The sequence below is a fragment of the Aquitalea aquatica genome, assembly GCF_013911085.1.
Lineage (GTDB): Bacteria > Pseudomonadota > Gammaproteobacteria > Burkholderiales > Chromobacteriaceae > Aquitalea > Aquitalea aquatica.
In genome coordinates this window covers 132542-157324 of record NZ_JACERN010000042.1, presented here as the reverse complement: position 1 = coordinate 157324, position 24783 = coordinate 132542, and the positions used below count along the sequence as shown (strand labels likewise).

Here is a 24783-nt window from a genome sequence, read left to right as displayed (position 1 = left end):
TTACCGGCACGCCACCCTTCCCTGCCGGAATGCCGCCGATGAGACAGCACTATCGCCATGTGCTGATGTGCACCGGTCCGCGCTGCACCGAAAACGGCCAGCAGGCCGAGGCCATGTTCAAACAGCTGGGCCAGGCCATCGACGCCTGCGCCGGCCTCAAAGTCAAACGTACCCGCAGTCATTGCTTCGCCGTGTGCAAGGAAGGCCCCATCATGGTGGTTTACCCGGAAGGCGTGTGGTATCGCAAGGTAGATGCCAGCGCGGTGCAACGCATTGTCAGCGAGCATCTGCAGGGCGATGTGCCGGTGGAGCCGCTGATTTTCCACCGCCTGGGCGCGGGCGATGTTTGCAGTGAAAGCAGCACATGAGCCAACACACACACGGCGGCATCGTGCTGCTGAGCCATGCCGGCACCGACCTCACCGCACTGGGCCGCGCCCACTGGCCGGAGGATTTCTGCCCGGTGACGGGCATCGCCCTGCAACAGATCACCGATGAACACCACATGCAGCAGCTACTGGACGGGCCGCTGGCCAGCGCCCGCATCCTGTTGCTGCGCGTACTGGGGCGGGTGCAGGCCATCCCCGCTTTCGATGCACTGCGCCAGCAAGCCATCGCTCACCACCAGGCGCTGATCGTGCTCAGCGGCACCGGCGAGCCGGACCCGGAACTGGCCGGCCTCAGCACCGTGGCCACTGCCATCCAGCAAGATGCCAATGCCTATCTGCAAGCCGGTGGCAGCGGCAATATGGCGCAGCTGATGCGCTATCTGTCCGACCGCCTGCTATTGACCGGCCACGGCTACCTGCTGCCAGCCGCGCTGCCGGAACACGGCCTGTATCACCCGGAACTGTCCGACGCTTGCAGCATGGATGACTGGCTGGATAACTGGTGTGCAATACGCCAGCCTGGCTGGCCCACGGTAGCCATCAGCTTTTACCGCGCCCACTGGCTGAGCGGCAACACCCGCTTCATCGACATGCTGGTGGACATGCTGGCCGAGCGCCAGATCAACGCGTTGCCGCTGTTTACCTCCTCGCTGCGCAGCCAGGACGACAGCGGCCTGCCGGCAGCGTTGCAATGGCTGCGCGACCCACGCGCTGGCCAGCCCTGCGTGTTGATCAACACCACCTCGTTTGCCATGGGCGAAGTGAATGCCGAGGGCAGCACCCAGGCCAGCTGGGCGGTGGAAGCCTTCGAACAACTGGACATCCCGGTGCTGCAAGCCATCACCAGCAGCATGACCCAGGCGCAGTGGGAGCAATCCGAACGCGGGCTGAACCCGCTGGATACCGCCATGAATGTGGCGCTGCCGGAATTCGACGGCCGCATCATCGGCGTGCCGGTATCCTTCAAGCCGGAAGACCCGGCCAGCAGCGACTACCAGCCACTGCCGGACCGCATGCGCCGCCTGGCCGGCATTGCCGCCCGGCTGGCGCGGCTGAAGCACACCCCGGCTGCCGACAAGCGGGTCGCCTTCATCTTTACCAACTCCAACAGCAAGGCCTCGCAAGTGGGCAATGCGGTGGGGCTGGATTCCGCCGCCTCGCTGTATGCGCTGTTGCAGGCGATGCAGGCCAATGGCTATAGCATCAATACCCTGCCAGAGAGCAGCGACGCGCTGATGCACAGCCTGATCGACCGTGGCTGCTACGACACCGACTACCTGAGTGCCGACCAACTGCGCCAGGCCATTGCCCGCGTGCCGCTGGCGCGCTACCAACAATGGTTTGCCGAACTGCCCACCCCGCTGCAACAACGCATGCTGGAACGCTGGGGCGCAGCACCGGGTACGGCATATGTCGATGGCGACCAGCTGGTATTTGCCGGCATGGAACTGGGCAATGCCTTTGTCGCACTGCAACCGCCGCGTGGCTATGGCATGGACCCGGACGCCATTTACCACACGCCGGACCTCCCGCCCACCCATCACTACTACGCGCTGTACTGCTGGCTGCGCGACGAATGGCAGGCCGACGCCATTGTCCACGTGGGCAAGCACGGCACGCTGGAATGGCTGCCGGGCAAGGGTGTGGGCGTGTCGGAACACTGCTTCCCCGACGCGCTGCTGGGCGACATGCCCATGTTCTACCCCTTCATCCTGAACGATCCGGGCGAAGGCTCGCAGGCCAAGCGCCGCACCCATTCGGTGATCATCGACCACCTGACCCCGCCGATGACCACCGCTGACACCTACGGCCCGCTGGCCCAGCTCACCCAGCTGGTGGACGAGTACTACCAGGTGGAAATGCTGGACCCGAACAAGCTGCCGCTGTTGCAGCAGCAAATCTGGGACCTGATCAAGGAAGCGAAGCTGGACAGCGACCTGGCCGCCATGCTGGGGCACGACCATCATCACCATGATGAACATGAACACGGTCACCATCATCACGACCACCATGACGAACATGATCATGATCATGCCCACCCGCCCAAGGCAGCCCAGCCCGGCTACCGCCTGAGCCAGCCGGCCAAGGCGGCCACAGCCAGCCCGGCCAAAGCTGGCGGCATGCAGTTCCGCCCGGTGGCCAAGGGCGCAGCGCACAGCCATGGCGCGCATGATCATCACCAGCATGACCATGCACATCACCACCATCAACATGATCATGAGCACGGCCACCACCATCACGCTCACGATGACCATGACCACGGCCATGCCCACGAATGGGACGCCACGCTGAATGCCGACGGTGTGCCGCTGACGCTGGCCAAGATGGAGGGCGTGGACGTGGCCCACCTGATCGAAGACATCGACGGCTATCTGTGCGAACTGGGCGCGGCGCAAATCCGCGACGGCCTGCACATCCTGGGCCAGGCCCCGCAAGGCGAGGCGCTGGTGGACATGCTGTGCGCCCTCACACGCCTGGCCAATCTGGCCGTGCCCAGCCTGCCCGCCAGCGTGGCGCAAGCGCTGGGTGTGGACTGGGATGAATTGCAGGATGACAAGGGCCGCCGCCTGGAAAACCTGCCCGTCCCGCTGGAAATGAGCAGCCCACAGCTGCTGCACACCCGCAGCGACGCCATCGACCATATCAATCAGCTGGCACGCCAACTGGTGGCACGCTTGCTGGCCCCGGTCAGCTCGCCGCTGCCCGCCATCATTGCCGCCGTCCTGCCGCATGCCGGTGACAGCCAGGCCCTGCAACAGGTGCTGGCCTTTATCCAGCGCGAACTGCTGCCCAATTTGGCGCGCACCCACGAGGAAATCGACAATCTGCTGCGCGGTCTGGCCGGTGGCTATGTGCCAGCAGGCCCCAGCGGCGCACCCACCCGTGGCATGGCGCACATCCTGCCCACCGGACGTAATTTCTATTCGGTAGACCCGCGCGGCCTGCCCTCGCAAGCCGCCTGGCAGGTGGGCAGCCAGCTGGCCAATGAAATGCTGGCGCGCCATCGCAAGGAAACCGGCAGCTATCCGGAATCGGTCAGCATCAGCGTGTGGGGCACCAGCGCCATGCGCACCCATGGTGACGACATTGCCGAAATCCTCGCGCTATTGGGCGTACGCCCGCGCTGGCAGGCGGAAAGCCGCCGCGTGGCCGGCATCGAGGTGATTCCGCTGGCCGAGCTGGGCCGGCCGCGCATTGACGTCACGGTACGCATCAGCGGCTTTTTCCGCGATGCCTTCCCGCAGCTGATTGCGCTGGTGGACGACGCAGTACAGGCGGTGGCCATGCTGGACGAAGACCCGTCCGACAACTACCTGCGCAAACACTATCTGGACGACATGCGCCACCAGCTGCTGCAAGCCCTGCCCGACCAAGCCGCCGAACCGGCATTGCTGCGCATCTTCGGCGCCAAGCCCGGCAGCTACGGCGCGGGCATTTTGCCGCTAATCAACGAGCAGAACTGGCAGACCGACGCCGACTTCGCCACCGCCTACCTCAACTGGGGCGGTTATGCCTATGGTCGTCAGGTACAAGGGGCAGATGCGCGCGACGCGCTGCGCCATCGCCTGTCCGGCGTGGAAGTGGCGCTGCACAACCAGGACAATCGCGAACACGACATCTTCGACAGCGACGACTACCTGCAATACCACGGCGGCATGATTGCCACCATCCGCAGCCTGACCGGCCGCCAGCCGCGTGCCTTCTTTGGCGACAGCCATAACCCGGACCAGCCGCAAGTACGCGGGCTTAAGGAAGAAGTGCTGCGCGTGTTCCGCTCGCGGGTGGCCAACCCCAAGTGGATTGCCAGCATCCAGCAGCACGGCTACAAGGGCGGGCTGGAACTGACCGCCACCGTGGACTATCTGTTCGGCTACGATGCCACCGCCCATGTGGTGGACGACTGGGTCTACGAAGAACTGGCAGCGCGCTACGCGCTGGACCCGGCCATGCAGCAGTTTTTTGCCGACAGCAACCCGTGGGCGCTCAATGCCATCAGCGAACGCCTGCTGGAAGCCGCCCAGCGCCAGCTGTGGCAGCAGCCCAAGCCAGAGACACTGGCCGCACTGCAACAACTGCATCTGAATAGCGAAGCCATGCTGGAAGCGCGTGGCGAACATCCGCAAGGCCGCCCATGAAACAGATTTATCCGTTTGCCGCCATCGTCGGTCAGGAACAACTGAAGCAGGCGCTGCTGCTGTGCGCGGTGGACCCGAGCATAGGCGGCGTGCTGATCCGTGGTGACAAGGGCAGTGCCAAGAGCACGGCCGCACGCGGGCTGGCGGCCATTTTGCCGCCCATCCGCCGCGTGCCAGGCTGTGCCTTCAACTGCGACCCGGCCTCCCCCTTGCCCGAATGCAGCTGCTGTCAGGGCGAACACGCGGTGGCGGAAGATGCCGCCGTGCCCTTCGTCAACCTGCCGCTGGGAGCCAGCGAAGACCGCGTGCTGGGCAGCCTGGACTTTGAACAGGCGCTCAAGCAGGCCAGACAAGCCTTCAAGCCCGGCCTGCTGGCCAATGCCCACCGTGGCCTGCTGTACATCGACGAAGTAAACCTGCTGGCCGACCATCTGGTGGATGTGCTGCTGGATGTGGCCGCCATGGGCGTCAACACCGTGCAGCGGGAAGGCCTGTCCATCAGCCACCCGGCACGCATCACCTTGCTGGGCACCATGAACCAGGAAGAAGGCGAGCTGCGCCCGCAACTGCTGGACCGCTTTGGCCTGATGGTGGACGTCGCTGCCCCGCGCGATGCCGCCATCCGCAGCGAGGTGGTACGTCGCCGCCTGGCTTTCGAAGCCGACCCGCTGGCTTTTGCCGCCCGCTGGCAGGCCGAGGGCAGCGCGCTGCAGGAGCAGATTCGTCAGGCCCAGGCCATGCTGGCCAGCGTCACGGTAAGCGATCATCTGTTCGACTTCATCAGCCAGCTGTGCTGCGAGTTTGAAGTGGCCAGCCTGCGCGCCGACATCGTGCTGCACAAGGCGGCACGGGCACTGGCCGCGCTGGATGGCCGGGCACAGGTCAGTGCCGAAGACATCCGCACCGCCGCCATGCTGGTGCTACCGCACCGCCGCCGCCGCAAGCCCTTCGAGCAAAGCGGGCTGGATCAGGACAAGCTGGACGAGCTGACGCAGCAAGCACAAAATCCGCCGCCGCCCGCCAGCCCTGCCGACAGTCCTGCCAGCGATGACCAGCAAGCAGGCGATCGGCAAGACAAACCCACAGAAGACAGCAAGGACGAGCCAGCCCAGCCGGACAATGGCGGCGAACAAGTTTTCGCCGCCCGTGCGCCGCAGGACATCGGCACCATCCGCCTGGCCAGCCACAGCAGCGACAGCGAAGCCAGCGGCCGCCGCAGCACGGTGCTGAATGCACGGCGCGGCCACAGCGTGCGTGCCGTGCCCAACGCCCAGCCGCAGGCGCTGGCACTGGACGCCACCCTGCGCCATGCCATCCAGCGCAATCCGGCGGAATTTGCTGTCACCCGCGCCGACCTGCACGACAAGGTGCGTACGGCAAAACAGGGCAACCTGATTGTGCTGGTGGTGGACGCCTCCGGTTCCATGGCCGCCCAGCAGCGCATGGAGCAGGTAAAGGGCACGGTGCTCAGCCTGCTGCAAGACGCCTACCAGCGCCGCGACCAGATTGCCGTCATCGCCTTCCGTGGCCGGCAGGCCGAGCTGGTGCTGCCGCCCACCCGCCAAGTGGAACAGGCCGAACAGGCGCTGCACGCCCTGCCCACCGGTGGCCGCACCCCGCTGCCGCATGCGCTGCAACTAGCAGCCAGCACGCTGGGCCGTCAGGGTGCGCAGGGCCTGTCACCGCTACTGGTGTTGCTGAGCGATGGCCGTGCCAATGTGGCACTGGGCGAAGACCATGCCGACCCGTGGCAGCAAAGCCTGCAACTGGCGGGCGAGCTGGCCGACGCCGCCATCCCGGCGCTGGTGCTGGATACCGAACAAGCTTATGTGAAGCTGGGCCGCGCCAGACAACTGGCCGAAGCCATGCGGGCGGAGTACCTGCCGTGCGAGCAGCTGTCCAGCGAACAACTCACCATCACGATTCAGGCGCGACTGGGCTGATGCCGTCGCGCTGCATAAAGGAACAGACATGATTATCTGCATCGGAGCAGGCCCCGGCGATATCGGTTACCTGCCACGCCGCTCGGCCGAGCTCATTGCCAACGCCGACGTGGTGGCCGGTTTCAACGCCGTCATCGACGTGGTGCGCCCGCTGATTCCGGACAGCGCCCAAGTCATCCAGATGGGCTACCGCGACCAGGTGGCCCAGCTGGACGAAGTGGCCAAGCTGCACCACGCCGGCAAGAACTGTGTGGTGGTGTTCATGGGTGACATTCACTTCAGCGGCTTCCAGTATCTGGAACGGGTGGAGCGCGCCTGTGGCCACCCGGTGGAAACCATGCCCGGCCTGTCCTCGGCCCAGGTATTGGCCTCGCGCGCCAAGGTGTGTTTTGACGAAACCACCTTCATCACCTTCCACCGCCGTGGCGACCTCACCCCGTTCAAGCGCCATCTGGTGCATGTACTGCAAGACCAGCGCAATGCCATCGTGATTCCCTGTCCCTGGGACGAAGCCCGCTCCTTCATGCCCTGGCATATCGCCACCTACCTGCTGGAAAACGGCATTCCGGCCGACCAGCAGGTGGAAGTGTGGGAAAACCTCACCCGTGGCGAGGCCGAATGGCACGGCACACTGGCCGAGTGCGCCGAACACCGCTGCTCGGACATGAGCATCATGCTGATCCGCACCAAAACGCCGATGGCCAGCCAGATCGAGCCCAGCCATCTGCCCACGCCGGAGCAGGCGCAATGAGCACGCAGGATTACAGCATCGTGCTGGCCGGCCACGGCAGCCGCGACCCCGCCGGCATCGCCGAATTCATGGCGCTGGTGGACATCATGCGCCAGCGTGCACCGCAGCGCCGCATCTACCACGGCTTTCTCGAGTTCGCCACGCCCACCATCGATCAGGCAGTGGCACAGGCCATTGCCGATGGTGCCAACACGGTGGTGATGACTCCCGGCGTGCTGCTGGCCGCCACCCATGCCAAGAACGACATGCCCAGCGAACTGCTGGCACTGCAACAGGAACACCCGGACACCGCCTTCCACTTTGGCGCGGCGATGGACTTGCACCCGCGCCTGCTGGAGCTGTGCCGCCTGCGCATCATCGAGGCCGAAGCCCGCTCGCCGCGCACCGTGGCGCGTGGCGACAGCTGTCTGGTGGTGGTGGGCCGTGGCACTACCGACCCGGACGCCAACTCGGAAATCGCCAAACTCACCCGCATGCTGGAAGAAGGCATGGGCTTTGGCGCGTCCTTTGTCTGCTATTCCGGCACCGCCCGCCCGCTGGTGGCCGATGGCCTGAAAGCGGCCAGCCTGCTGGGCTTTGAGCGCATCGTGGTGCTGCCTTACTTCCTGTTCGATGGCGTGCTGGTCAAACGCATTTACGGCTCGGTGGACGATCTGGCCGCGCGCTGCCCGGACATCGAAGTACTGGCCGCGCCGTATCTGGGCGTGCACGAGCATGTGGCCGAGGTGTTTCTGGAGCGAGCGCAGGAAGGCGTGGAAGGCCGCGCCAGCATGAACTGCTCGCTGTGCAAATACCGGGTGCAGATCATCGGTTTCGAGCAGCAAGTGGGCACGCCGCAACAAGGCCATCACGGCAAGGTGCGCGGCCTGCTGGCCAAGGACAACACCCCAGCCGCCACACCCGCCTGGCCGCCCTATGTGCCGCACCCCATCGAGGCGGAAAGCATGTGCATCATCCGCGAGGGGCGTGACTGGTCGGCCTTTCCGGCAGAACAGCACACCGCGCTGCACCGGCTGGTACACACCACCGGTGATTTCAGCAGCGTGGACGAGCTGGTTTTCTCGCCCGGCGCGGCCGACATCGGCATGCGCGCCCTGCTGCGCTGCCGCCGCATCGTCACCGATGTCACCATGGTGGAAACCGGCCTCAAGCGCGCGGTGCTGCAACAGCTGGAAGTGGAAACCTGGTGCGGCGTGCACGACCCGGAAACCTATCTGCTGGCCGAGGCCCACGGCCTCACGCGCTCCGCTGCCGGCATCCGCCGCGCCTGGGAAAAGTTTGGCAATGACGTAATCGTCGCCATTGGCGACGCGCCCACCGCCATCATGGAACTGGTGCGGCTGGTGCGCGAACACGGCTGGCGGCCGCAGCTGGTAGTGGGCCTGCCGGTGGGCTTTGTCGGCACCCGCGAATGCAAGGACGCACTGCGCGGCCTGCTGCAAGTGCCGCGCATCACCAATAGCGGCACCCGTGGCGGCTCGCCGTGGGCGGCCACCATCGTCAATGCGCTGATGATTGACGCCATCGGCCATGTTTACCAGCAGCAACAGGCAGCGCCAGAGGCATGAGCCACGAACGGCGCGTCCCCTACGACCTGACGGTGCCGGCCCCCAACGGCCTGCGCCGTGGTCGCACCACCGGCAGCTGTGCCACGGCGGCAGTAAAAGCCGCGCTGGCCTGCCTGCTGGACGGGGTGCGCGCCAGTGAAGTGGACATCAGCCTGCCCGACCCGGACTACTACCTCAGCGTACCCATCCAGGCGGTGGACCTGCTGGATGAACACACTGCGTGCGCCGAAGTGCTGAAAGACGGTGGCGATGACCCGGACAACACCCACGGTGCCACCATCTTTGCCCAGGTACGGCGCAATGGCAGCGGCCAGCTGCGCTTTATCGCTGCCGAAGGCGTGGGCACGGTCACCCTGCCCGGCCTGCGCATTCCACCGGGCGAACCGGCCATCAACCCGGTACCACGGCAGATGATGCAGTGGGCGGTGGCCGAGGTGCTGGCTGGCCGTGCCGACCCCGGTTTTGATCTGGCCATCGGCTGCGTGGAGGGCGGGCGCATTGCCAAGCGCACTTTCAACCCGATGCTGGGCATCGTCGGCGGCATTTCCATCCTCGGCACCAGTGGCATTGTCGAGCCGATGTCACTGGCCGCGTGGATGGCCTCCATCGAAGTGTATATCCGCGTGGCGCTGGGTGATTTGCCTGCCGCCATCGCCTTCACCCCCGGCAAGATAGGCCGTGGCTATGCCGCCGACGTGCTGGGCCTGCCGAAAAAACAGGTGGTGCAGATTGCCAACTTTGTCGGCAGCTCGCTGGAACAGGCCGAGGCCATCCTGCAGGAACAAGGCCGCGAGCTGGACACGCTGTGGGTGCTGGGCCACCCCGGCAAGCTGGCCAAGCTGCTGGACCCCACAGTATGGGACACCCACTCAGGCAAAAGCGGCATGGCCATGGGCGATGTGGCACAACTGGCGCAGGAACTGGGCCTGAGCATGGAGCTGGTACAGGCCATCCGCCAGGCCAATACGGTGGAAAACATCGTGCAGATATTGCAAGGCCATCCGCAGGCGCAAGCCTTCTGGATGGAGATAGAACAGCGGGTATCCACCCGCATGCACAGCCGACTGCCCAGCGCCCGCCGCGTGGCAGTGCGGCTGTTCAGCATGGACGGCACGCCGCTGGGCGCAGCCGCCGGAGACACACATGAGTGAACTGGGACATTTCATTGGCGTGGGCGTAGGCCCGGGCCAGGCCGGGCTGATACCGGTGGCTGCGCTGCAGGCATTGCAGCAGGCCGACATCATCTACCTGCCGCGCGCGCGCGGCAGCGAGCAATCGGTGGCACAGCAATGTCTGGCCGGCCTGCCCGTCGACGCCAGCAAATTCCGTGACGTGGAATTCATCATGGACCCGGACCGCAGCCTGCTGGCCGACCACTACGCCACGCTGGCCGCCAGCGTGGCTGCCGAGCTGGAGCAAGGCCATAACGTGGCCTATCTCACCATCGGCGACAGCATGACCTACTCCACCTACGGCTATCTGCTGGCCGCGCTGCGCGAACGCCTGCCCGGCCTGGCCCACACCACTTTTCCCGGTGTTACCAGCTTTGCCGCCACCGCCTCGGCGCTGTCCTGGCCGCTGGGTGAAGGCAAGGAACGCATGCTGATTCTGCCCTGCCCGGACGATATGGCCGCGCTGGAAGCGGACATCGCCAGCCATGACATCGTGGTGCTGATGAAAATCGGCCAGCGTCTGCCGGACGTGCTGGCCCTGCTGGCGCGGCTGGGCATTGCCCAGTATTGCGCCTTCGCCCGCCGCATCGGCCTGTCCGATGAAATCCTCTGTCCGGATGTCAGCCAGCTGGACGCCTCGGCCAGCGGTTATCTGGCCACCATGCTGATCCGCCGTCAGGCGAGAGAGAAACGTCATTCATGAAAGTCTATTTCATTGGTGCCGGCCCCGGTGCCGCCGACCTGATCACCCTGCGCGGCGCGCGCCTGCTGGGTAGTTGCGGCATGGTGCTGTACGCCGGTTCGCTGGTACCCACCGACATGCTGCAACATTGCAGCGCGGGGGCGGAGATTCTGGACACCGCCGAACTGTCGCTGGACCAGCAGGAAGACTGCTACCGCCGCGCCCAGGCCGCCAATATCGACGTGGCGCGGCTGCACTCCGGCGACCCGGCCATCTACGGCGCCACTGCCGAACAAATGCGCCGGCTGGAAGCACTGGGTATTGAATATGAAATCGTCCCCGGCGTGTCCTCCTTCACCGCTGCCGCAGCCGCACTGGGCAGCGAGCTGACCCGCCCGGCCATCTCGCAATCCATTATCCTCACCCGCGTCTCCGGCCGTGCCAGCGCGGTGCCGGAGCTGGAATCCATCGCCCGCTTTGCCGAACACCAGGCCACCATGTGCATCTTCCTGTCCGGCCAACGGCTGAAATACACCGTGGCCGACCTGCTGCTGCACTACCCGCCGGATACCCCGGTGGCACTGGTGCGCCGCGCCAGCTGGCCGGACCAGTCTATCCACCGCAGCACGCTGGGCAGGCTGCTGGAAGAGGTGAAACAGAAAGACTGGTTGCTCACCACCCTGTTGCTGGTGGGTGCGGCGCTGTCGCGCGAAGGCGGGGTGGAATCCAGCCTGTACGCGGCTGGTTTCACTCATATTTTCCGTGATGGCAGCGACCGCAAAACCCCGCGCCCGAGCAAACGCAAGCCGGAACTGGCGGAACAATCGGAGCAGGACCCGGAGCAGGAAGCCTCGTGAGCCACACCGCCATCTGGACCGTGCGCGAATCGGCCCTGCCGCTGGCGCGGCAACTGGCCGCCGCGCTGGACGCCACCGTCTACCAACCCTGGCAGCAGCCGGATGACAACGCACGCCAGCAGTTTGCCGCCGTTTTCCACCAGCACCGCCAATGGGTATTGCTGATGGCCAGCGGCATTGCCGTGCGCTATCTGGATGGCCTGCCACAAAGCAAACTCACCGACCCGGCGGTGGTGGTGCTGGACGAAGCCGCGCGCTTTGCCATCCCGCTGCTGTCCGGCCACGAAGGTGGTGCCAATGCGCTGGCCTACCACGTCGCCCGCCTCACCGCTGCCACTCCGGCCATCACCACGGCAACCGAAGCACTCAAGCCGCTGACGCTGGGCATAGGCTGCCGCCGTGGCAAAAGCGCCGACGCCATCGAACAGGCTGTGTTGCAGGCACTGGCTGGACGCAGCCTCAGCGAAGTGCGCGAGGTAGCCACCATCGACCTGAAGGCCGATGAAGCAGGCCTGCTGGAGTTCTGCGCCCGCCACGACCTGCCCTTGCGGGTGATTGCCCGTGCCGACGTGGCCGCCCGTGGCTGGACCGACCAGCCCTCCGCCTGGGTACAGCAGAATGTGGGCGTGGACGGGGTATGCGAACCCTGCGCGCTGATTGCCAGCCCGCGCGGGCGGCTGCTGCTGCCGAAGATGGCGTGTGAGGGGGTGACGGTGGCGGTGGTGGAGGATGGTTTTTTAGCTGTAATGGAGTGAAAGAATGCTTTGTATCCGCTGACGCGGATGATGATTTAAGTGCCGCTTCCGCGCGGCGGACGGGAAAGAGGGCTTGCCTGGCCAAGCCCTCCTTCACCTCCAAGGCCACCCCACAAGCATGGCCTGCGGCTGCCCGACAGGGCCCAGTGGGCGCGTTGGTGCGGTGGATGATTTTTGAAAGGTAAATGATGTTGCTAGAGGCTTGGTTTTCCGAGAACGCCAAAGCAGCCATAGAAGCAGTTATGTAATCGCAGCTGTTGGCAAGTTGAAATAACAACTCCAACGCAGCCCTAGCCCCGTCAGCGAGAGCCGACGCAGACGTGCCGCCCAGGGTCTTAAGCGGTCGGCTGTCTGAAGCGGCGCGACGTTAGCGCGCCGCAAGTTCCGGCCGCGCCCTGAGCGGTGCAGCTGGGGCGGGAATTCGACGCGCTGCGGCTCGCCTTTTCTTTGGGTACTTTCTTTTGGCGAAGCAAAAGCAAAGTACCTCGACGGCGGGGCGAGACCCGCGAAGTTAAACGTAGTGGGGCTGGATGAAAATCGGCTTGCCATTACCAAGTAAAAACAGGCTTTGCATCCGCAATGCGCACCACGCATTGCCCAGACAAACTTTTGGCAGGCCCCGCCTGCACGCAGCAGAAAGCACAAAACAATGACCGGCAAACTCTACCTTGTCTCCGTCGGCCCCGGCAGCCGCGAACTGATCCCGCCCATGGTGGAACAAGCGCTGGCCGCCAGCGACGTCATCGTCGCCTACGACCTTTACCTCACCTGGATCCAGCCGTGGATTGCCGGCAAGGATATCCGCACCCTGCCGCTGACCCAGGAACGCGACCGCGCCCAGCTGGCACTGGCCGAAGCCCGCGCCGGCAAAACGGTGGCGCTGATTTCCAGCGGCGACATCGGCATTTACGCCATGGCCACGCTGGCCTACGAAGACATGCGCGAAGACGACACCTTCGACGTACAGCTGATCCCCGGCATCACCTCGGCCAATGCCTGCGCCTCGCTGCTGGGCGCGCCGCTGTCGCACGACTTTGCCACCCTCAGCCTGTCCGACCTGCTGTGTCCCTGGGAGTGGATTGAAAGCCGCGCCCGCCATATTGCAGAGGCGGATCTGGCCGTGGTGTTTTACAACGTGCAAAGCAAACAGCGGCAGGAAGGCGTGTACCGCATTCTGGACATCATGCTGGAACACAAGCGGCCGGAAACCCTGTGCGGCATCGTGCACAATGCCTACCGCGAAGGTCAGACGGTGGAAATCGTCACGCTGGCCGAGCTGCGCACCCGCCAGTTCAACATGCTCACCTCGCTGGTGATCGGCAACCGCTTCACCCGCCGCAAGCGCAACTGGATGTTCACCCCGCGCGGCTACTTCAACTGGCAGAACACCGCCGATACCATTACCGCCGACAGCCTGCCCAGCACCGCTGCCTGGGTATTTGCTGGCACCAGCGACGGCAATGCGCTGGCGCGCCAGCTGGCGGCAGGCGGCAAGCCGGTGATTGTCAGCACGGCCAGCGACTACGGTGCCGAAATCGTCGCCGCCGACAGCCCCGGCCTCACCAGCATCAGCGGGCGGCTGGGTGTGGAGCGTCGCCGCGAGCTGCTGCAACGAAGCCAGGCACGCTGCATCGTGGATGCCACTCACCCCTATGCCACCGAAATGTCGCAACAGCTGATGGCGCTGGCACGCGAGCTGGCCCTGCCCTATCTGCGCTACGAGCGCCCCAGCGCTGTCGACCAGCACCCGGCTATTCACTGCAGCAGCATGGCCGCAGCAGCCAAGCTGGCGATGCAGCACGGCCAGCGCATTTTCCTGGCCACCGGCAGCAAGGAGCTGGCCAGCTTCGTGCAGGCCGAGGGTGCGGCCGACAAGCAATGGTTTGTACGACTGGCACCGGACCCGCAACACCTGCAACGCGCCATCGACCTGGGCATTCCACGTTCCCGCTTATGTGCCATGCAAGGCCCGTTCTCGCAGGCGGCCAATGAAACCCTGTGGCGCGACTGGCAGATCAACTGCGTCATCAGCAAGCAGTCGGGTGACGCCGGTGGCTATGGTGCAAAAGCGGCAGCGGCAGCTGCACTGGGCATTCCCTTTATCGTGGTAGACCGTCCACAGCTGGACTACCCGGCCAGCTTTGCCGACTTTGCCAGCCTGCAGGCCGCACTGGAGCAACTGGCATGAGCAGCCCGCGCATTCCGGTCACCGTGCTCACCGGTTTTCTGGGCGCGGGCAAAACCACCCTGCTGTCCAATCTGATCCGCGACAGCAAACAACGGCGGCTGGCCATTCTGGTCAACGAGTTTGGTGAGGTGTCCATCGACGGCACCATCCTGCGCACGGACGACAAGGCCGGGGTGGAGATTCACGATCTGGCCAATGGCCTGGTGGCCTACGACGACGACGAACACTTCCTGCCCACCATGCTGGCCTTGTGGCAGCGCCGCCAGCAGATCGACCATGTGCTGATCGAAACCTCCGGGCTGGCCCTGCCCAGCGCGGTAATGGAGCAGCTGCAAGGCCCTGAGCTGGCCGAGCGCTTTGTGCTGGATGCCACGCTGGCGGTAGTGGACACCCCGCTGCTGCTGGCGGGCGATTTTGACAGCGGCCACGGCCAGCAGGACGACGCGGTGGCCAGCCTGTTCCGTCAGCAGCTGGAAAACGCCGACATCGTGGTGCTGAACAAGATAGACCAGCTTGACGACGACGCCATGCTGCAAGCGGAAAGCACAGTGCGCCAGCTGGCCTCGTCCATCCGCTTCATCGAGCTGGCCTATCAGGCAAAACTGGACACCCGGCTGACGCTGGGCCTGCATCTGCACGAAGTCAGCGGCAGCGGCCACCGCCATTACGGCCCGGTCTCCAGCTTGCCACTGAATCTGCGCCCGCTGGCCAACCAGGCGCTGCTGGACGGTCACAGCCACGGCGGACTGGCTGCCCACAGCCACGGTCTGGCCACGCACAAGCATTTTCACGAGCAGGACCCGGGCTGGCAGTCGTTTTTGATTCGCAGCAAGGACGTGCAAGACCCGGCCCGGCTGCTGAGTGCCATCGAGACCATTGCCCGCGAAGAAGCGCTGCTGCGCATCAAGGGCCATGCAGCCAGTGCCGATGGCGAGGGCCGGCTGACGCTGCAAGCAGTACGCCAGCGCGTGCAACTGCAACAGGAGCCGGACAGCGCTACGCCATGGCAGGCGCAGTTGGTGTTCATCGGCTACCACCCCAGCCGACCGCGCATTGTGGAGCTGCTCAAGACATTAACCGGCACCCACTGGCAGTAAGCGCCAGCCTGATCAGACAAGGACAAGACCATGAAAACCGACGCCGCCGCCCACCAGCGCATGGTGGAAAAGCGCAAGGCCGGCTTTGAAAAGAAAAAAGCCGCCGCCACCAAGGAAAAAGGCTTGCTCATCGTCCACACTGGCACCGGCAAGGGCAAGAGCAGTGCCGCCTTCGGCATGGGCCTGCGTATTATCGGCCACGGCATGCAGCTGGGTGTGGTGCAGTTCATCAAGGGCGCGCTGCACACCGCCGAGCGCGATCTGTTCAGCCGCTTCGACAACTGCCATTTCCTCACCATGGGCGAGGGCTATACCTGGAACACCCAGAACCGCGAGGCCGACATCACCACCGCGCGCCAGGGCTGGGAGGCCGCACTGGAAATGCTGAACAGCGGCGACTACGACATGCTGATCCTGGACGAGCTGAACATCGTGCTGAAATACGACTACCTGCCGCTGGACGAGGTACTGGCGGCGCTGGCGGCTCGCCCGGCCAATCTGCATGTGGTGATTACCGGCCGCCATGCGCCGCAGGCGCTGATTGATGCGGCCGATCTGGTCACCGAGATGAAACTGGTCAAGCACCCCTTCCGCGAACAGGGCATCAAGGCGCAACAGGGCGTGGAGTTCTGACATGGCCATCCGCCACTGCCCGGCGCTGTTCATCAGCGCCCCGGCTTCGCATCAGGGCAAAACGACACTGACGGCAGGCCTGGCGCGCTACCACCGCCAGCAGGGTCGACAGGTGCGCGTATTCAAAACCGGGCCGGATTTTCTCGACCCCTATGTGCTGGAACAGGCCAGCGGCCACACCGTGTATGCGCTGGATTTGTGGATGAATGGCGAGGACGACTGCCGCCAGCGCCTGTATGCCGCAGCCACCGAGGCCGACCTGATCCTGATCGAAGGCAGCATGGGCCTGTTCGATGGCACCCCCAGCAGTGCCGACCTGGCCCAGCTGTTCGGCGTGCCGGTGGCCGCCATCATCGACGCGGCCGGCATGGCGCAAACCTTTGCCGCGGTGGCGCATGGTCTGGCCACCTTCCGCCCCGGCCTGCCGTTTTATGGTGTGCTGGCCAATCAGGTGGCATCAGCCCGTCATGCAGAAATGCTCACCGCCGCCCTGCCCGCCAGCCTCAATTATCTGGGCGCGGTGATGCGCCAGCAGGACATGGGCCTGCCGGAGCGCCATCTGGGCCTGGTTCAGGCGCAGGAAGTGGACGATCTGGAAGCACGGCTGGAGCGCGCCGCCGCCCAGCTGGCCACCACCCGTCTGGCCGATCTGCCACCCGCAGTGGCCTTCCAGCCTGCCACGGCACCCAGCCTGCCACGGCTGCTGGACGGCGTGCGCATCGCCATCGCCCGCGATACCGCCTTCAGCTTCATCTACCCGGCCAATATCCAGACGCTACAGGCAATGGGAGCCGAGCTGCATTACTTCTCGCCACTGGCCGACGATGCCCTGCCGGACTGCGATGCAGTCTGGCTGCCCGGTGGTTACCCGGAACTGCATCTGGCCGCACTGACCGGTGCAGAGAGCAGCCGCGCCAGCCTGCATGCTCACGTGGCAGCAGGCAAACCGCTGCATGCCGAATGTGGCGGCATGCTGTATTTGCTGGACAGCCTGACCGACAAACAGGGTCAAAGCGGACAGATGCTGGGCCTGTTGCCCGGGCATGCCCGGCTGAATAGCCGCCTGAGCGCGCTGGGTCTGCAACAACTGCAACTGGATGGCGCAGTGCTGCGTGGCCACACTTTTCACTATTCCAGCCTGGATACGCCCATCACCCCGCTCACCCATGCCAGCCGCGCTACCGGTAGCGGGCCGGGCGAGGCGGTATACCGCCACGGCAGCCTGCTGGCCAGTTATCTGCATCTTTACTTCCCGTCCAACCCTGCGGCCTGCACCAGATTGTTCCTGCCATGAATGCCTATCCCCAAGCCGACATCGACGCCGTCTACCGCGCCATCCGCGAACGGCGCGACATGCGCCACTTCAAGCCGGACCCGGTGGACCCGGCCCTGCTGCAACGCCTGCTGCAGGCCGCACACCTGGCTCCCAGCGTGGGTTTCATGCAGCCCTGGCGCTTCATCCGCATTACGGACACCGCCCTGCGCCAGCAACTGCATGCCGAGGTGGAAGTGGAAAGGGTAGCCACCGCCAAGGCACTGGGCCAGCGGGAAGAAGAGTTCATGAAGCTGAAGGTGGAGGGCATTCTCGACTGTGGCGAGGTGCTGGTAGCCGCACTGATGGATGGGCGCGAACGCCATGTATTTGGCCGCCGCACCCTGCCGGAAATGGATATCTGCTCGATTGCCTGCGCCATCCAGAACATGTGGCTGGCCGCCCGCGCCGAAGGCATTGGCCTGGGCTGGGTATCGCTATTCGACCCGCAGCGGCTGGGCGCACTGCTGGGCCTGCCGACCGAGGCCAAGGCGGTGGCCATCCTGTGCATCGGCCATGTCGAGGCTTTTTACGACAAGCCCATGCTGGAACAGGAAAACTGGGCGCAGCGACAAAACCTGGCTGAGCTGGTGTTTGAAAACGGCTGGAGTCCGCTCAGTGCCGCTCAAGCGGCATCCTGAGCATAAACCGCTACCCGGTCGCGCCCGGCCTGCTTGGCCGCATACAGGGCCTGGTCGGCATGGCGGTATAAATCGGCAAAGGTCTCGCGCTGTGCATGCATGGCCAGGCCCATGCTGACGCTGTAGCGCAGGCTGCCGCTATCGGTAACGATGCACTGTCCGGCCACCGCCTGACGCAGGCGCTCGGCCACGCGCATGGCCTCGGCCGGTGGTGTGGCCGGTAGCGCAATGCCGAACTCTTCGCCACCCATGCGACCGATATAGTCCGCAGCACGCACATGCTGGCGAATCAGCTCGGTAAAAGCCACCAGCACCCGATCACCGGTCTGGTGGCCATGGTTGTCGTTGATGCGCTTGAAGAAGTCCAGATCCGCCAGCACAAAACAAAAGGCATCGCCGGTGATGGTGGCCCGCTGCAGGTCGGCCACGATGCGCGACTCGAAACTTTGCCGGGTTAGGGTGCCGGTCATGCCATCGCGCTCGGCACGCCAGGTGGCATCACTCAGCAACTGTTGCTGCACCATGGCTGCCGCCAGCATGGACAGGCCGGGAACCAGCGCGGCGGTGAGACTCATCGAGATCACATTGGCCGGAGTATTGGCAAACAGGTCGGACAGATTGCCCAAACCAGCACCGTAATAGATGGCGCGCGCAGTATGCAGCAAGGCCGTGGCCATGCTGCAAAACGCCCCCAGCCAGTACACCGCTACCCCATGACCAGCCGGACGGTGACGGCACAGCAGATAAGCGGTGGCAACAAACACCACGGCAATACCGCCCGAGGCGATGATGACGCGCAGCCGGATCACATCCGTCACCAGGGTGAACCACAGCAGGCCGCCAAGGGCGCAGAGTATCAATGCCAGCCAGCAGCGGCCATAGCTGGGCCGACCCAGGAAACGGGCGCAACCAATATAGAACAGGCTGGCGGCAAGCAGGCCCAAGCCATTGCTGAGCACCACGCTGAACACCAGTGGCAGCACGGTGCGCAGGCCCAGTGCCGGCAGGTAGGCCACCATGGCGATGTTGGCAGCGATCCAGCTGCGGGTGCCCGCCACCCCGGCCTTACGCAGGGCCAGTAGCTGTACCAGGATGCAGGCGCACAAAATATCGGTCACCAGAAAAACCGGCAACAACACGGGAACGCTGGCAGGTGCGGACATGGCAGGGATTCCGGACGAAAGACGGCGATGGCAGATGCTATACGCGTGACCAAGCCGGCACAACAGAAATCACACCCATCTGGCATTAATTGCCAGCATCTTGCATCCACAAGGTCTGGGCCGTGTGCAGCTGTGGCCTGGGCTGCCAGCGAAAATCTCGCAAACAAGCCCGGTCAAGGTGACCTGCGGCATTAACAGTCTCCAAGCCGGGCTTGTCTTTGTGGCCTAGTGAGCAGCCTGGGGCTTGCCCTCTTCCCAGCCGCCGCCCAGCGCCAGGAACAGATTGACCTGATCCTGTGCCAGCTGGCTTTCCGCGCTGGCCACGGCCATTTCGTTACTGACCAGAGTGCGATCGGCATCCAGGCTGGACAAATAGGGAGAGCGCCCTGCCTGATACAGCCGGCGATTCTGCGCGGCGGCCTGGCTGGCACTGTCACGCGCCGTGCGCAGCAAAGCCAGCCGCTGCAAATCCTTGCCATACAGGCTGAGGCTGGTTTCCACCTCGCGCAGGGCATTGAGCACCACGCCATCGAAGTGCGCCAGTGCCGCCGCATTATCGGCCTTGGCAGCCGTCACCCTGGCGCGTGCGCCGCTGTCGGGAATGGTCCAGCTGATCAGCGGACCATAGCCGAAACGCTGGGTGGAACGCTGTCCAACATCTTCGAGTAAGCCGGTAAAACCAGCCGATGCCCCCAAAGTAATGCTGGGATACAGCTCGGCAGTAGCCACGCCTATCATGGCGCTGGATTGCGCCAGTTTGCGCTCGGCCTGCTTCACATCCGGCCGCCGCGCCAGCAAGGTCCGGCCATCACCTACCGGAATGGCTTGCGCCAGCTGTGGCTCCTGCGCGCAGGACAGTGCTGCAGGTGGCAGGGTTTCAGCCGGGGTTTGCCCCAGCAGCATGGCCAGACGGTAACGCGCAGCGTCGCGTTGGGCCTGATAGGCCGGCAGGCCGGCCGCTACGCTGTCGGCCTGGGCTTGGGCGCGCAGCACATCGGTGGCGGTGAGCCGGCCGGCACTGGCCAGGCGGCGCGTCAGTTCCAGCTGTTTCTGCTGCAAGGCAGACTGCCGCTGCAATACCTGATAGCCATGATTGGCCGAGCATATCTGCAGATAACTGCGCACGGTTTCGGCGGTGACGGTGATGCGGGCCAGATCGCGGGCGGCGGCACTGGCTTCACTATTGGCTTCGGCAGCCTCGTCGCCGCGTCTGAGCTTGCCAAACAAGTCGAGCTGGTAAGCCACACGGATGCCCTCGTCACCCAGATTGCTCACCGGTAACGGCACGTCCAGCAACATGCTTTGGCCGGAGATGCGCGCCCGCTCGGCCGACGCCGCCAGCGCTGCATGCGGGCCGGCCTCGGCACTGACTTCGCTCGCCACCGCCAAGGCCTTTTGCAGATTGGCCGTGGCAGCGCGCAAATCGGTATTGGCCTGTTGCGCCTGCTCCACCAGCTGGTTCAGCACCGGGTCGTGGTAGAGCTGCCACCAGCGTGGGGCAACTGGCTGGCTGGAGCTTAGCCGGCCATCGGCATTGGCAAAGCGGCCCTGTGCTGCCTGACGTTGCATGGCGGAATTGGCCGGCAGCTGGTAATCCGGGCCCACGGTGGTGCAGCCAGCCAGCGTAGTCAGCACCAGCAGCAGGCTGGCAGGATAAAGACGGCTCACTGCTGGCCTCCCTTGCCGGCCACCACGGCCACGGTGGCGGTGCGCCCGGCGATCATGCGGAAGTCGGCCGGGACTTCATCCAGGGTAATGCGCACCGGAATGCGCTGGGCCAGCCGCACCCAGTTGAAGGTAGGGTTAACATTGGGCAGCAAGGTGGCGCCGTTGCTGCGGTCACGATCTTCGATGCCGGCAGCAATGCTCTGCACATGGCCGCGCAGCTTGTGCGTCTCGCCCATGATCTGGATCTCCACCGGCTGATTGACCTGTACCCGGTTCATCTTGGTTTCTTCGAAATAACCATCCACATGGAAGGAATGGGCGTCCACCATCGATAACACTGGCTTGCCGGTACTGACATAATCGCCCACCCGTGGGGTGCGGTCGTTGAGATAACCATCCACCGGGCTGCTCACTACCGTGCGCTGCAAATTGAGCCGCGCCACTTCCACCGCAGTTGCGGCGGCGGCGACACTGGCCTCATCCTGTTGCACACGGGCTTCGCTCTGCTCGATGTTTTCTCTGGCTACCAGATCACTCAGGCCACGGTTGCGCGCGGCCTCGCGTTTTGCCTGCAGCAGCCCGGCGCTCTGCTGTGCCAGTGCGGCTTCGGCCTGCTTGAGTGCCAGTGCGTAGCGGGCGCGGTCGATGACAAACAACACCTGGCCGCGCTTCACCAGCTGGTTGTCAGTGACTTTCACCTCGGTAATCAGCCCGGACACATCCGGGGCGATCTGCACCACGTCGGCACGGATATGGCCGTCCCGCGTCCACGGCGCATTGGTGTAGTAATCCCACAGGTAGCGCCCCACCAGCACGGCCGCCACCACCACGATCAGGGTCAGCACCACCGGCCCTGCTTTACCTATCAGCTTTTTCATCATTACCATCCGCGAGTCAGCACGACGAAACCGCCGAGCACAATCACATACAAGGCAAAGTTCATCAAAGAACGGTGCCATACCAGTTTGTAGAAGCCCAGCTGACCCAAAAGAATGCGCAGGCCGGCGGTAACGCCAAAGGCCAGCACCATCAGGATCAGCAGGCTGGGGAAATACACCCCGTAGATTTCGATTTCACCGATCACGGCGTCGAGCCTCCTGCAGGCAAGGGTGAGCTGGCTGCCATGGCATAGTTGCCGGCAGCCGGAAACAGGGTAATGCGCAATTCAACCAGGGCGTTCAGCACGGTGAGCAGGTGATGATCACTACGGCGGCCGCTTGCCAGCAGCTGATTAAGCGCGGCATCGATACGCTGTAACAGGCGGACATCGGCCTGTGGCTGCTGTCGCTGCTGCAGCGCCTGGCGGTAATGCCGCTGGACTTCGTCCAGCACCTGCTGCACCGCCACCCCGGCGGGGCCGGCCTGGGCATTTTCATCCCGCTGCAGATGCAACACACTGAAGCCGGCGCGCAACTCATTGAATACTTGTGGCAACTGGTCGTGGCCACTGGCGGCCAGCCGTGGAATCAGCAGGCCCAGCCGGTCCAGCATACGTGCGGTGAGCTGGGAATAATCCTCCAGGCGGCGGCCCGCCGAGGTTTCGGCCAGGTCATGCCAGCTGGCACGACGCAGCCGACGGATGGCCAGCTCGATGCCAAAGGGACGAACCAGCAGACTGAACAGCAGCGCAAACGACACGCCCACCACGGTAGCCACGTTGCCATTGAAGAAGGCGGTGAAGTCAGTATCGTAAGCGCCTTGCAGGCTGAGAAAGGTGGCGGTATTCACCGTCAGCATCATGGCAATCATGGTGAATTGCGGCCGGGTAAACAGCGTCCCTACCAGCAAGAACGGGACAGCCAGCATCGCCACCAGCATTTCAAAGGTATAGGCCGCGGGAATCACCATGAACAAGAGCACGGTAGTCAGCACGATGCTGACCAGCGCCCAGATCAGGAAGGTGCGCATCATCGGCGCGGGCTCGTCCAGCGCGGCAAAGAAGCAGGAGGCAATGGCCACCATGATCACGGCACCGGAACCATCGGTCCAGCCCAGCTGAATCCACAACTGGGATGCCAGGAATATGGCAGCAGAAGCCTGCAGCGAGGAAAACGCCATCATGCCGTAATCGTAATGGCGCGCCGTGCCGCCCACCGGCCAATGACGATAAGCCGCTTTCCACTGGAAAGTAGGATGCTCTTCGGCGATCAGTTGCTGCAATAAGCGGCAGTCCAGCCACAGGTTGATCAGCGATTGCAAACGCGCCAGCCCGTGGGCAATCAGCAGTGCCTGCCAGCTGTCGCCGCTGGCGATCTGCTGTTTCAATGTTGCCAGACGCCGTTGCAGCAAGGGTGCTTCGCGACGAAGATGGGCCAGATCAGGGCTGGCCATCCAGCGTGCCACCTCGTGCATCAGCTCGCTCAGCCCGCTGGGCACACCGTTTTGCTGGCGCAGCAATGCCTGCTTGGTTTCGGTCAGCGACGACAAAATCGGCAACAGCATGCTCATGCGGCCGCGCAGTTCGCGGGCGTTTTTCACCATGGCAAAACTGGTGGTGTCGTAAGACAAGTGAGAGATGAACTGATCCAGCGCCAGGATATCCGCCGCCAGCTTGTGGCGGCTGGCATGTGCGGGCTGGCTGGCGGCATCACTCTGCTGCAGCAGCTCGCAAGCCCAGTCGCGGGCATCACCCAGCCAACTGCCAATACGCGCGCTGAAAATGGGCGCCACCTTGCCCGGCCACACCAGCGCTGACACTACGCTGGCGCACAGGATGCCCACCAGGATTTCCTCGCTGCGCGCCAGTGCCAGATCGAAAATGCCTTCCGGACTGTTCAGCGCCGGCAAGGCAATCATCGGTAGCGTATAGGCCGACAACATGAACAGATAGCTGCGCGGGGTGCGATCCAGCAGCGAGACGCTTAGCAGCGTGCCCGTCCACAGCGCCACCACTAGGCTTAGCAGGGTGGGCGCATTGACAAACAGCGGCATGAGAATGACGGCGGCCGATGCTCCGATCAAGGTGCCGCCAATACGGTATACCGCCTTGGAGCGGGTGGCCCCGGTCAGCGGATGCGATACCACATACACCGTGGCCATGGCCCAATATGGCCGCGGCAGCTCCAGCGCCATGGCCAGGTACAGCGCCAGCATGGCTGCAGCAAAGGCCTTGGCCGAAAACAGCCAGTCACGCCAGCCCGGCAGCGTCATGTGCGTGCCTGGCCAGCCATGGCTGCCAGTTCGGCCACCAGTCCCGGCCGCTGATAGGCGGACTCCACCGCCGCGAACACCCGCAAGGTGGCTTCCAGATCAGCCGGTGTCACATCCTTGAATACCAGCGTGCGCAAAGCCACCAGCTCGGCCTCTATCCTGGCTGTCAGTGCCCTGCCCGACTCGGTGAACCACAAGGTATTGGAGCGACGGTCTTCCTTGCCTTTCTCACGCCGTACCAGGCCATCTGCAGCCAGCTGGTCGATCACCCGCACCAGCGATGGTCCTTCGATGCCGATTTCCTCGGCCAGCGCGATCTGGTTGATGCCCTCGCCCAGGCGGCCGATGAAAATCAGCGCCGTGGCACAAGGCGCGGTCAGGCCATGACCAAACACCACATCCTGTGAAATATGCCGCCATTTGCGCCCGGCGTGCATGATGGCACTGGTGATGCCAAGCCGTAGTAAATCTACACTGTTCATAATGCTTCGCATGTGAATGATTTGATTGCTAATCAATTATAAGGAACAGCAAGCCCGACAGGCAACCACTTTATCGTCATCCAGACAGCGGTAAGCGACAGCCATCACCCAGCGGAGCGAGAGTGTGAGCCAGGCTCTGCCAACTGACCAGAGATCAGTGCATGGCCAGGCCATCACCTGGAAAACAACAGATGAC

Annotated in this window: 20 protein-coding genes; 14 read left to right on the top strand and 6 right to left on the bottom strand. The window is 64.2% G+C overall.

Annotated features, from left to right (window positions below):
• Positions 1-38: 38 nt before the first annotated feature.
• The 14 genes from H2Z84_RS18400 to bluB all read left to right on the top strand — a co-directional run bounded on the left by H2Z84_RS18400 (position 39) and on the right by bluB (position 18124).
• Positions 39-368: a (2Fe-2S) ferredoxin domain-containing protein gene (locus H2Z84_RS18400; RefSeq protein WP_181837242.1), complete on the top strand. Its 330-nt coding sequence runs from the start codon at positions 39-41 to the stop codon at positions 366-368.
• Positions 365-4525 (top strand): cobaltochelatase subunit CobN, encoded by a 4161-nt coding sequence (locus H2Z84_RS18395; protein ID WP_181837241.1) that lies wholly within the window; start codon positions 365-367, stop codon positions 4523-4525. Before H2Z84_RS18400 ends, H2Z84_RS18395 begins: the two co-directional genes overlap by 4 nt.
• Positions 4522-6468: a putative cobaltochelatase gene (locus H2Z84_RS18390; protein ID WP_181837240.1), complete on the top strand. Its 1947-nt coding sequence runs from the start codon at positions 4522-4524 to the stop codon at positions 6466-6468. The genes H2Z84_RS18395 and H2Z84_RS18390 overlap by 4 nt, the downstream gene beginning before the upstream one ends.
• Positions 6469-6478: 10 nt before the next feature.
• The gene (locus tag H2Z84_RS18385) at positions 6479-7219 is read left to right on the top strand and encodes a cobalt-precorrin-7 (C(5))-methyltransferase (protein ID WP_258869497.1); all 741 of its coding nucleotides are present in this window, start codon (positions 6479-6481) and stop codon (positions 7217-7219) included.
• Positions 7216-8787, top strand: a complete 1572-nt coding sequence (locus H2Z84_RS18380) for a precorrin-8X methylmutase (RefSeq protein WP_181837238.1) — start codon at positions 7216-7218, stop codon at positions 8785-8787. Before H2Z84_RS18385 ends, H2Z84_RS18380 begins: the two co-directional genes overlap by 4 nt.
• Positions 8784-9938, top strand: coding sequence for a cobalt-precorrin-5B (C(1))-methyltransferase CbiD (cbiD, locus tag H2Z84_RS18375; RefSeq protein ID WP_181837237.1), 1155 nt, complete (start codon positions 8784-8786; stop codon positions 9936-9938). The genes H2Z84_RS18380 and cbiD overlap by 4 nt, the downstream gene beginning before the upstream one ends.
• Complete coding sequence (gene cobI / locus H2Z84_RS18370; RefSeq protein ID WP_181837236.1) at positions 9931-10662, top strand: precorrin-2 C(20)-methyltransferase; 732 nt, start codon at positions 9931-9933, stop codon at positions 10660-10662. The genes cbiD and cobI overlap by 8 nt, the downstream gene beginning before the upstream one ends.
• Positions 10659-11498 (top strand): precorrin-4 C(11)-methyltransferase, encoded by an 840-nt coding sequence (gene cobM, locus H2Z84_RS18365; RefSeq protein WP_181837235.1) that lies wholly within the window; start codon positions 10659-10661, stop codon positions 11496-11498. Before cobI ends, cobM begins: the two co-directional genes overlap by 4 nt.
• Entirely contained in the window at positions 11495-12253 is a 759-nt protein-coding gene (locus tag H2Z84_RS18360; RefSeq protein WP_181837234.1) for a cobalamin biosynthesis protein, read from the top strand. The genes cobM and H2Z84_RS18360 overlap by 4 nt, the downstream gene beginning before the upstream one ends.
• 649 nt (positions 12254-12902) lie before the next feature.
• Positions 12903-14441 carry a precorrin-3B C(17)-methyltransferase gene (cobJ, locus tag H2Z84_RS18355; RefSeq protein WP_181837233.1) on the top strand — a complete coding sequence of 513 codons (1539 nt, stop codon included), beginning with the start codon at positions 12903-12905 and terminating at the stop codon, positions 14439-14441.
• Positions 14438-15538 carry a CobW family GTP-binding protein gene (locus tag H2Z84_RS18350; protein ID WP_181837232.1) on the top strand — a complete coding sequence of 367 codons (1101 nt, stop codon included), beginning with the start codon at positions 14438-14440 and terminating at the stop codon, positions 15536-15538. The genes cobJ and H2Z84_RS18350 overlap by 4 nt, the downstream gene beginning before the upstream one ends.
• Positions 15539-15568: 30 nt before the next feature.
• Entirely contained in the window at positions 15569-16171 is a 603-nt protein-coding gene (gene cobO, locus H2Z84_RS18345) for a cob(I)yrinic acid a,c-diamide adenosyltransferase (RefSeq protein ID WP_181837231.1), read from the top strand.
• 1 nt (position 16172) lies between these two features.
• A complete protein-coding gene (locus H2Z84_RS18340; RefSeq protein WP_181837230.1) occupies positions 16173-17465 on the top strand; it encodes a cobyrinic acid a,c-diamide synthase CobB in 1293 nt (430 codons plus the stop codon).
• Positions 17462-18124, top strand: a complete 663-nt coding sequence (bluB, locus tag H2Z84_RS18335; RefSeq protein WP_181837229.1) for a 5,6-dimethylbenzimidazole synthase — start codon at positions 17462-17464, stop codon at positions 18122-18124. Before H2Z84_RS18340 ends, bluB begins: the two co-directional genes overlap by 4 nt.
• Here bluB and H2Z84_RS18330 read toward each other — a convergent pair.
• The 6 genes from H2Z84_RS18330 to H2Z84_RS18305 all read right to left on the bottom strand — a co-directional run bounded on the left by H2Z84_RS18330 (position 18109) and on the right by H2Z84_RS18305 (position 24587).
• Positions 18109-19287, bottom strand: a complete 1179-nt coding sequence (locus H2Z84_RS18330) for a GGDEF domain-containing protein (protein WP_181837228.1) — start codon at positions 19285-19287, stop codon at positions 18109-18111. The genes bluB and H2Z84_RS18330 overlap by 16 nt on opposite strands.
• Before the next feature lie 225 nt (positions 19288-19512).
• Complete coding sequence (locus H2Z84_RS18325; RefSeq protein WP_181837227.1) at positions 19513-20955, bottom strand: efflux transporter outer membrane subunit; 1443 nt, start codon at positions 20953-20955, stop codon at positions 19513-19515.
• The gene (locus tag H2Z84_RS18320; protein WP_181837226.1) at positions 20952-21833 is read right to left on the bottom strand and encodes an efflux RND transporter periplasmic adaptor subunit; all 882 of its coding nucleotides are present in this window, start codon (positions 21831-21833) and stop codon (positions 20952-20954) included. Before H2Z84_RS18320 ends, H2Z84_RS18325 begins: the two co-directional genes overlap by 4 nt.
• Before the next feature lie 2 nt (positions 21834-21835).
• Complete coding sequence (locus H2Z84_RS18315; RefSeq protein ID WP_059285457.1) at positions 21836-22039, bottom strand: DUF1656 domain-containing protein; 204 nt, start codon at positions 22037-22039, stop codon at positions 21836-21838.
• On the bottom strand, positions 22036-24105 hold the full coding sequence (locus tag H2Z84_RS18310) for an FUSC family protein (protein ID WP_181837225.1): 2070 nt from the start codon (positions 24103-24105) through the stop codon (positions 22036-22038). The genes H2Z84_RS18315 and H2Z84_RS18310 overlap by 4 nt, the downstream gene beginning before the upstream one ends.
• Positions 24102-24587 (bottom strand): MarR family winged helix-turn-helix transcriptional regulator, encoded by a 486-nt coding sequence (locus H2Z84_RS18305; protein WP_181837224.1) that lies wholly within the window; start codon positions 24585-24587, stop codon positions 24102-24104. Before H2Z84_RS18305 ends, H2Z84_RS18310 begins: the two co-directional genes overlap by 4 nt.
• Positions 24588-24783: the final 196 nt, after the last annotated feature.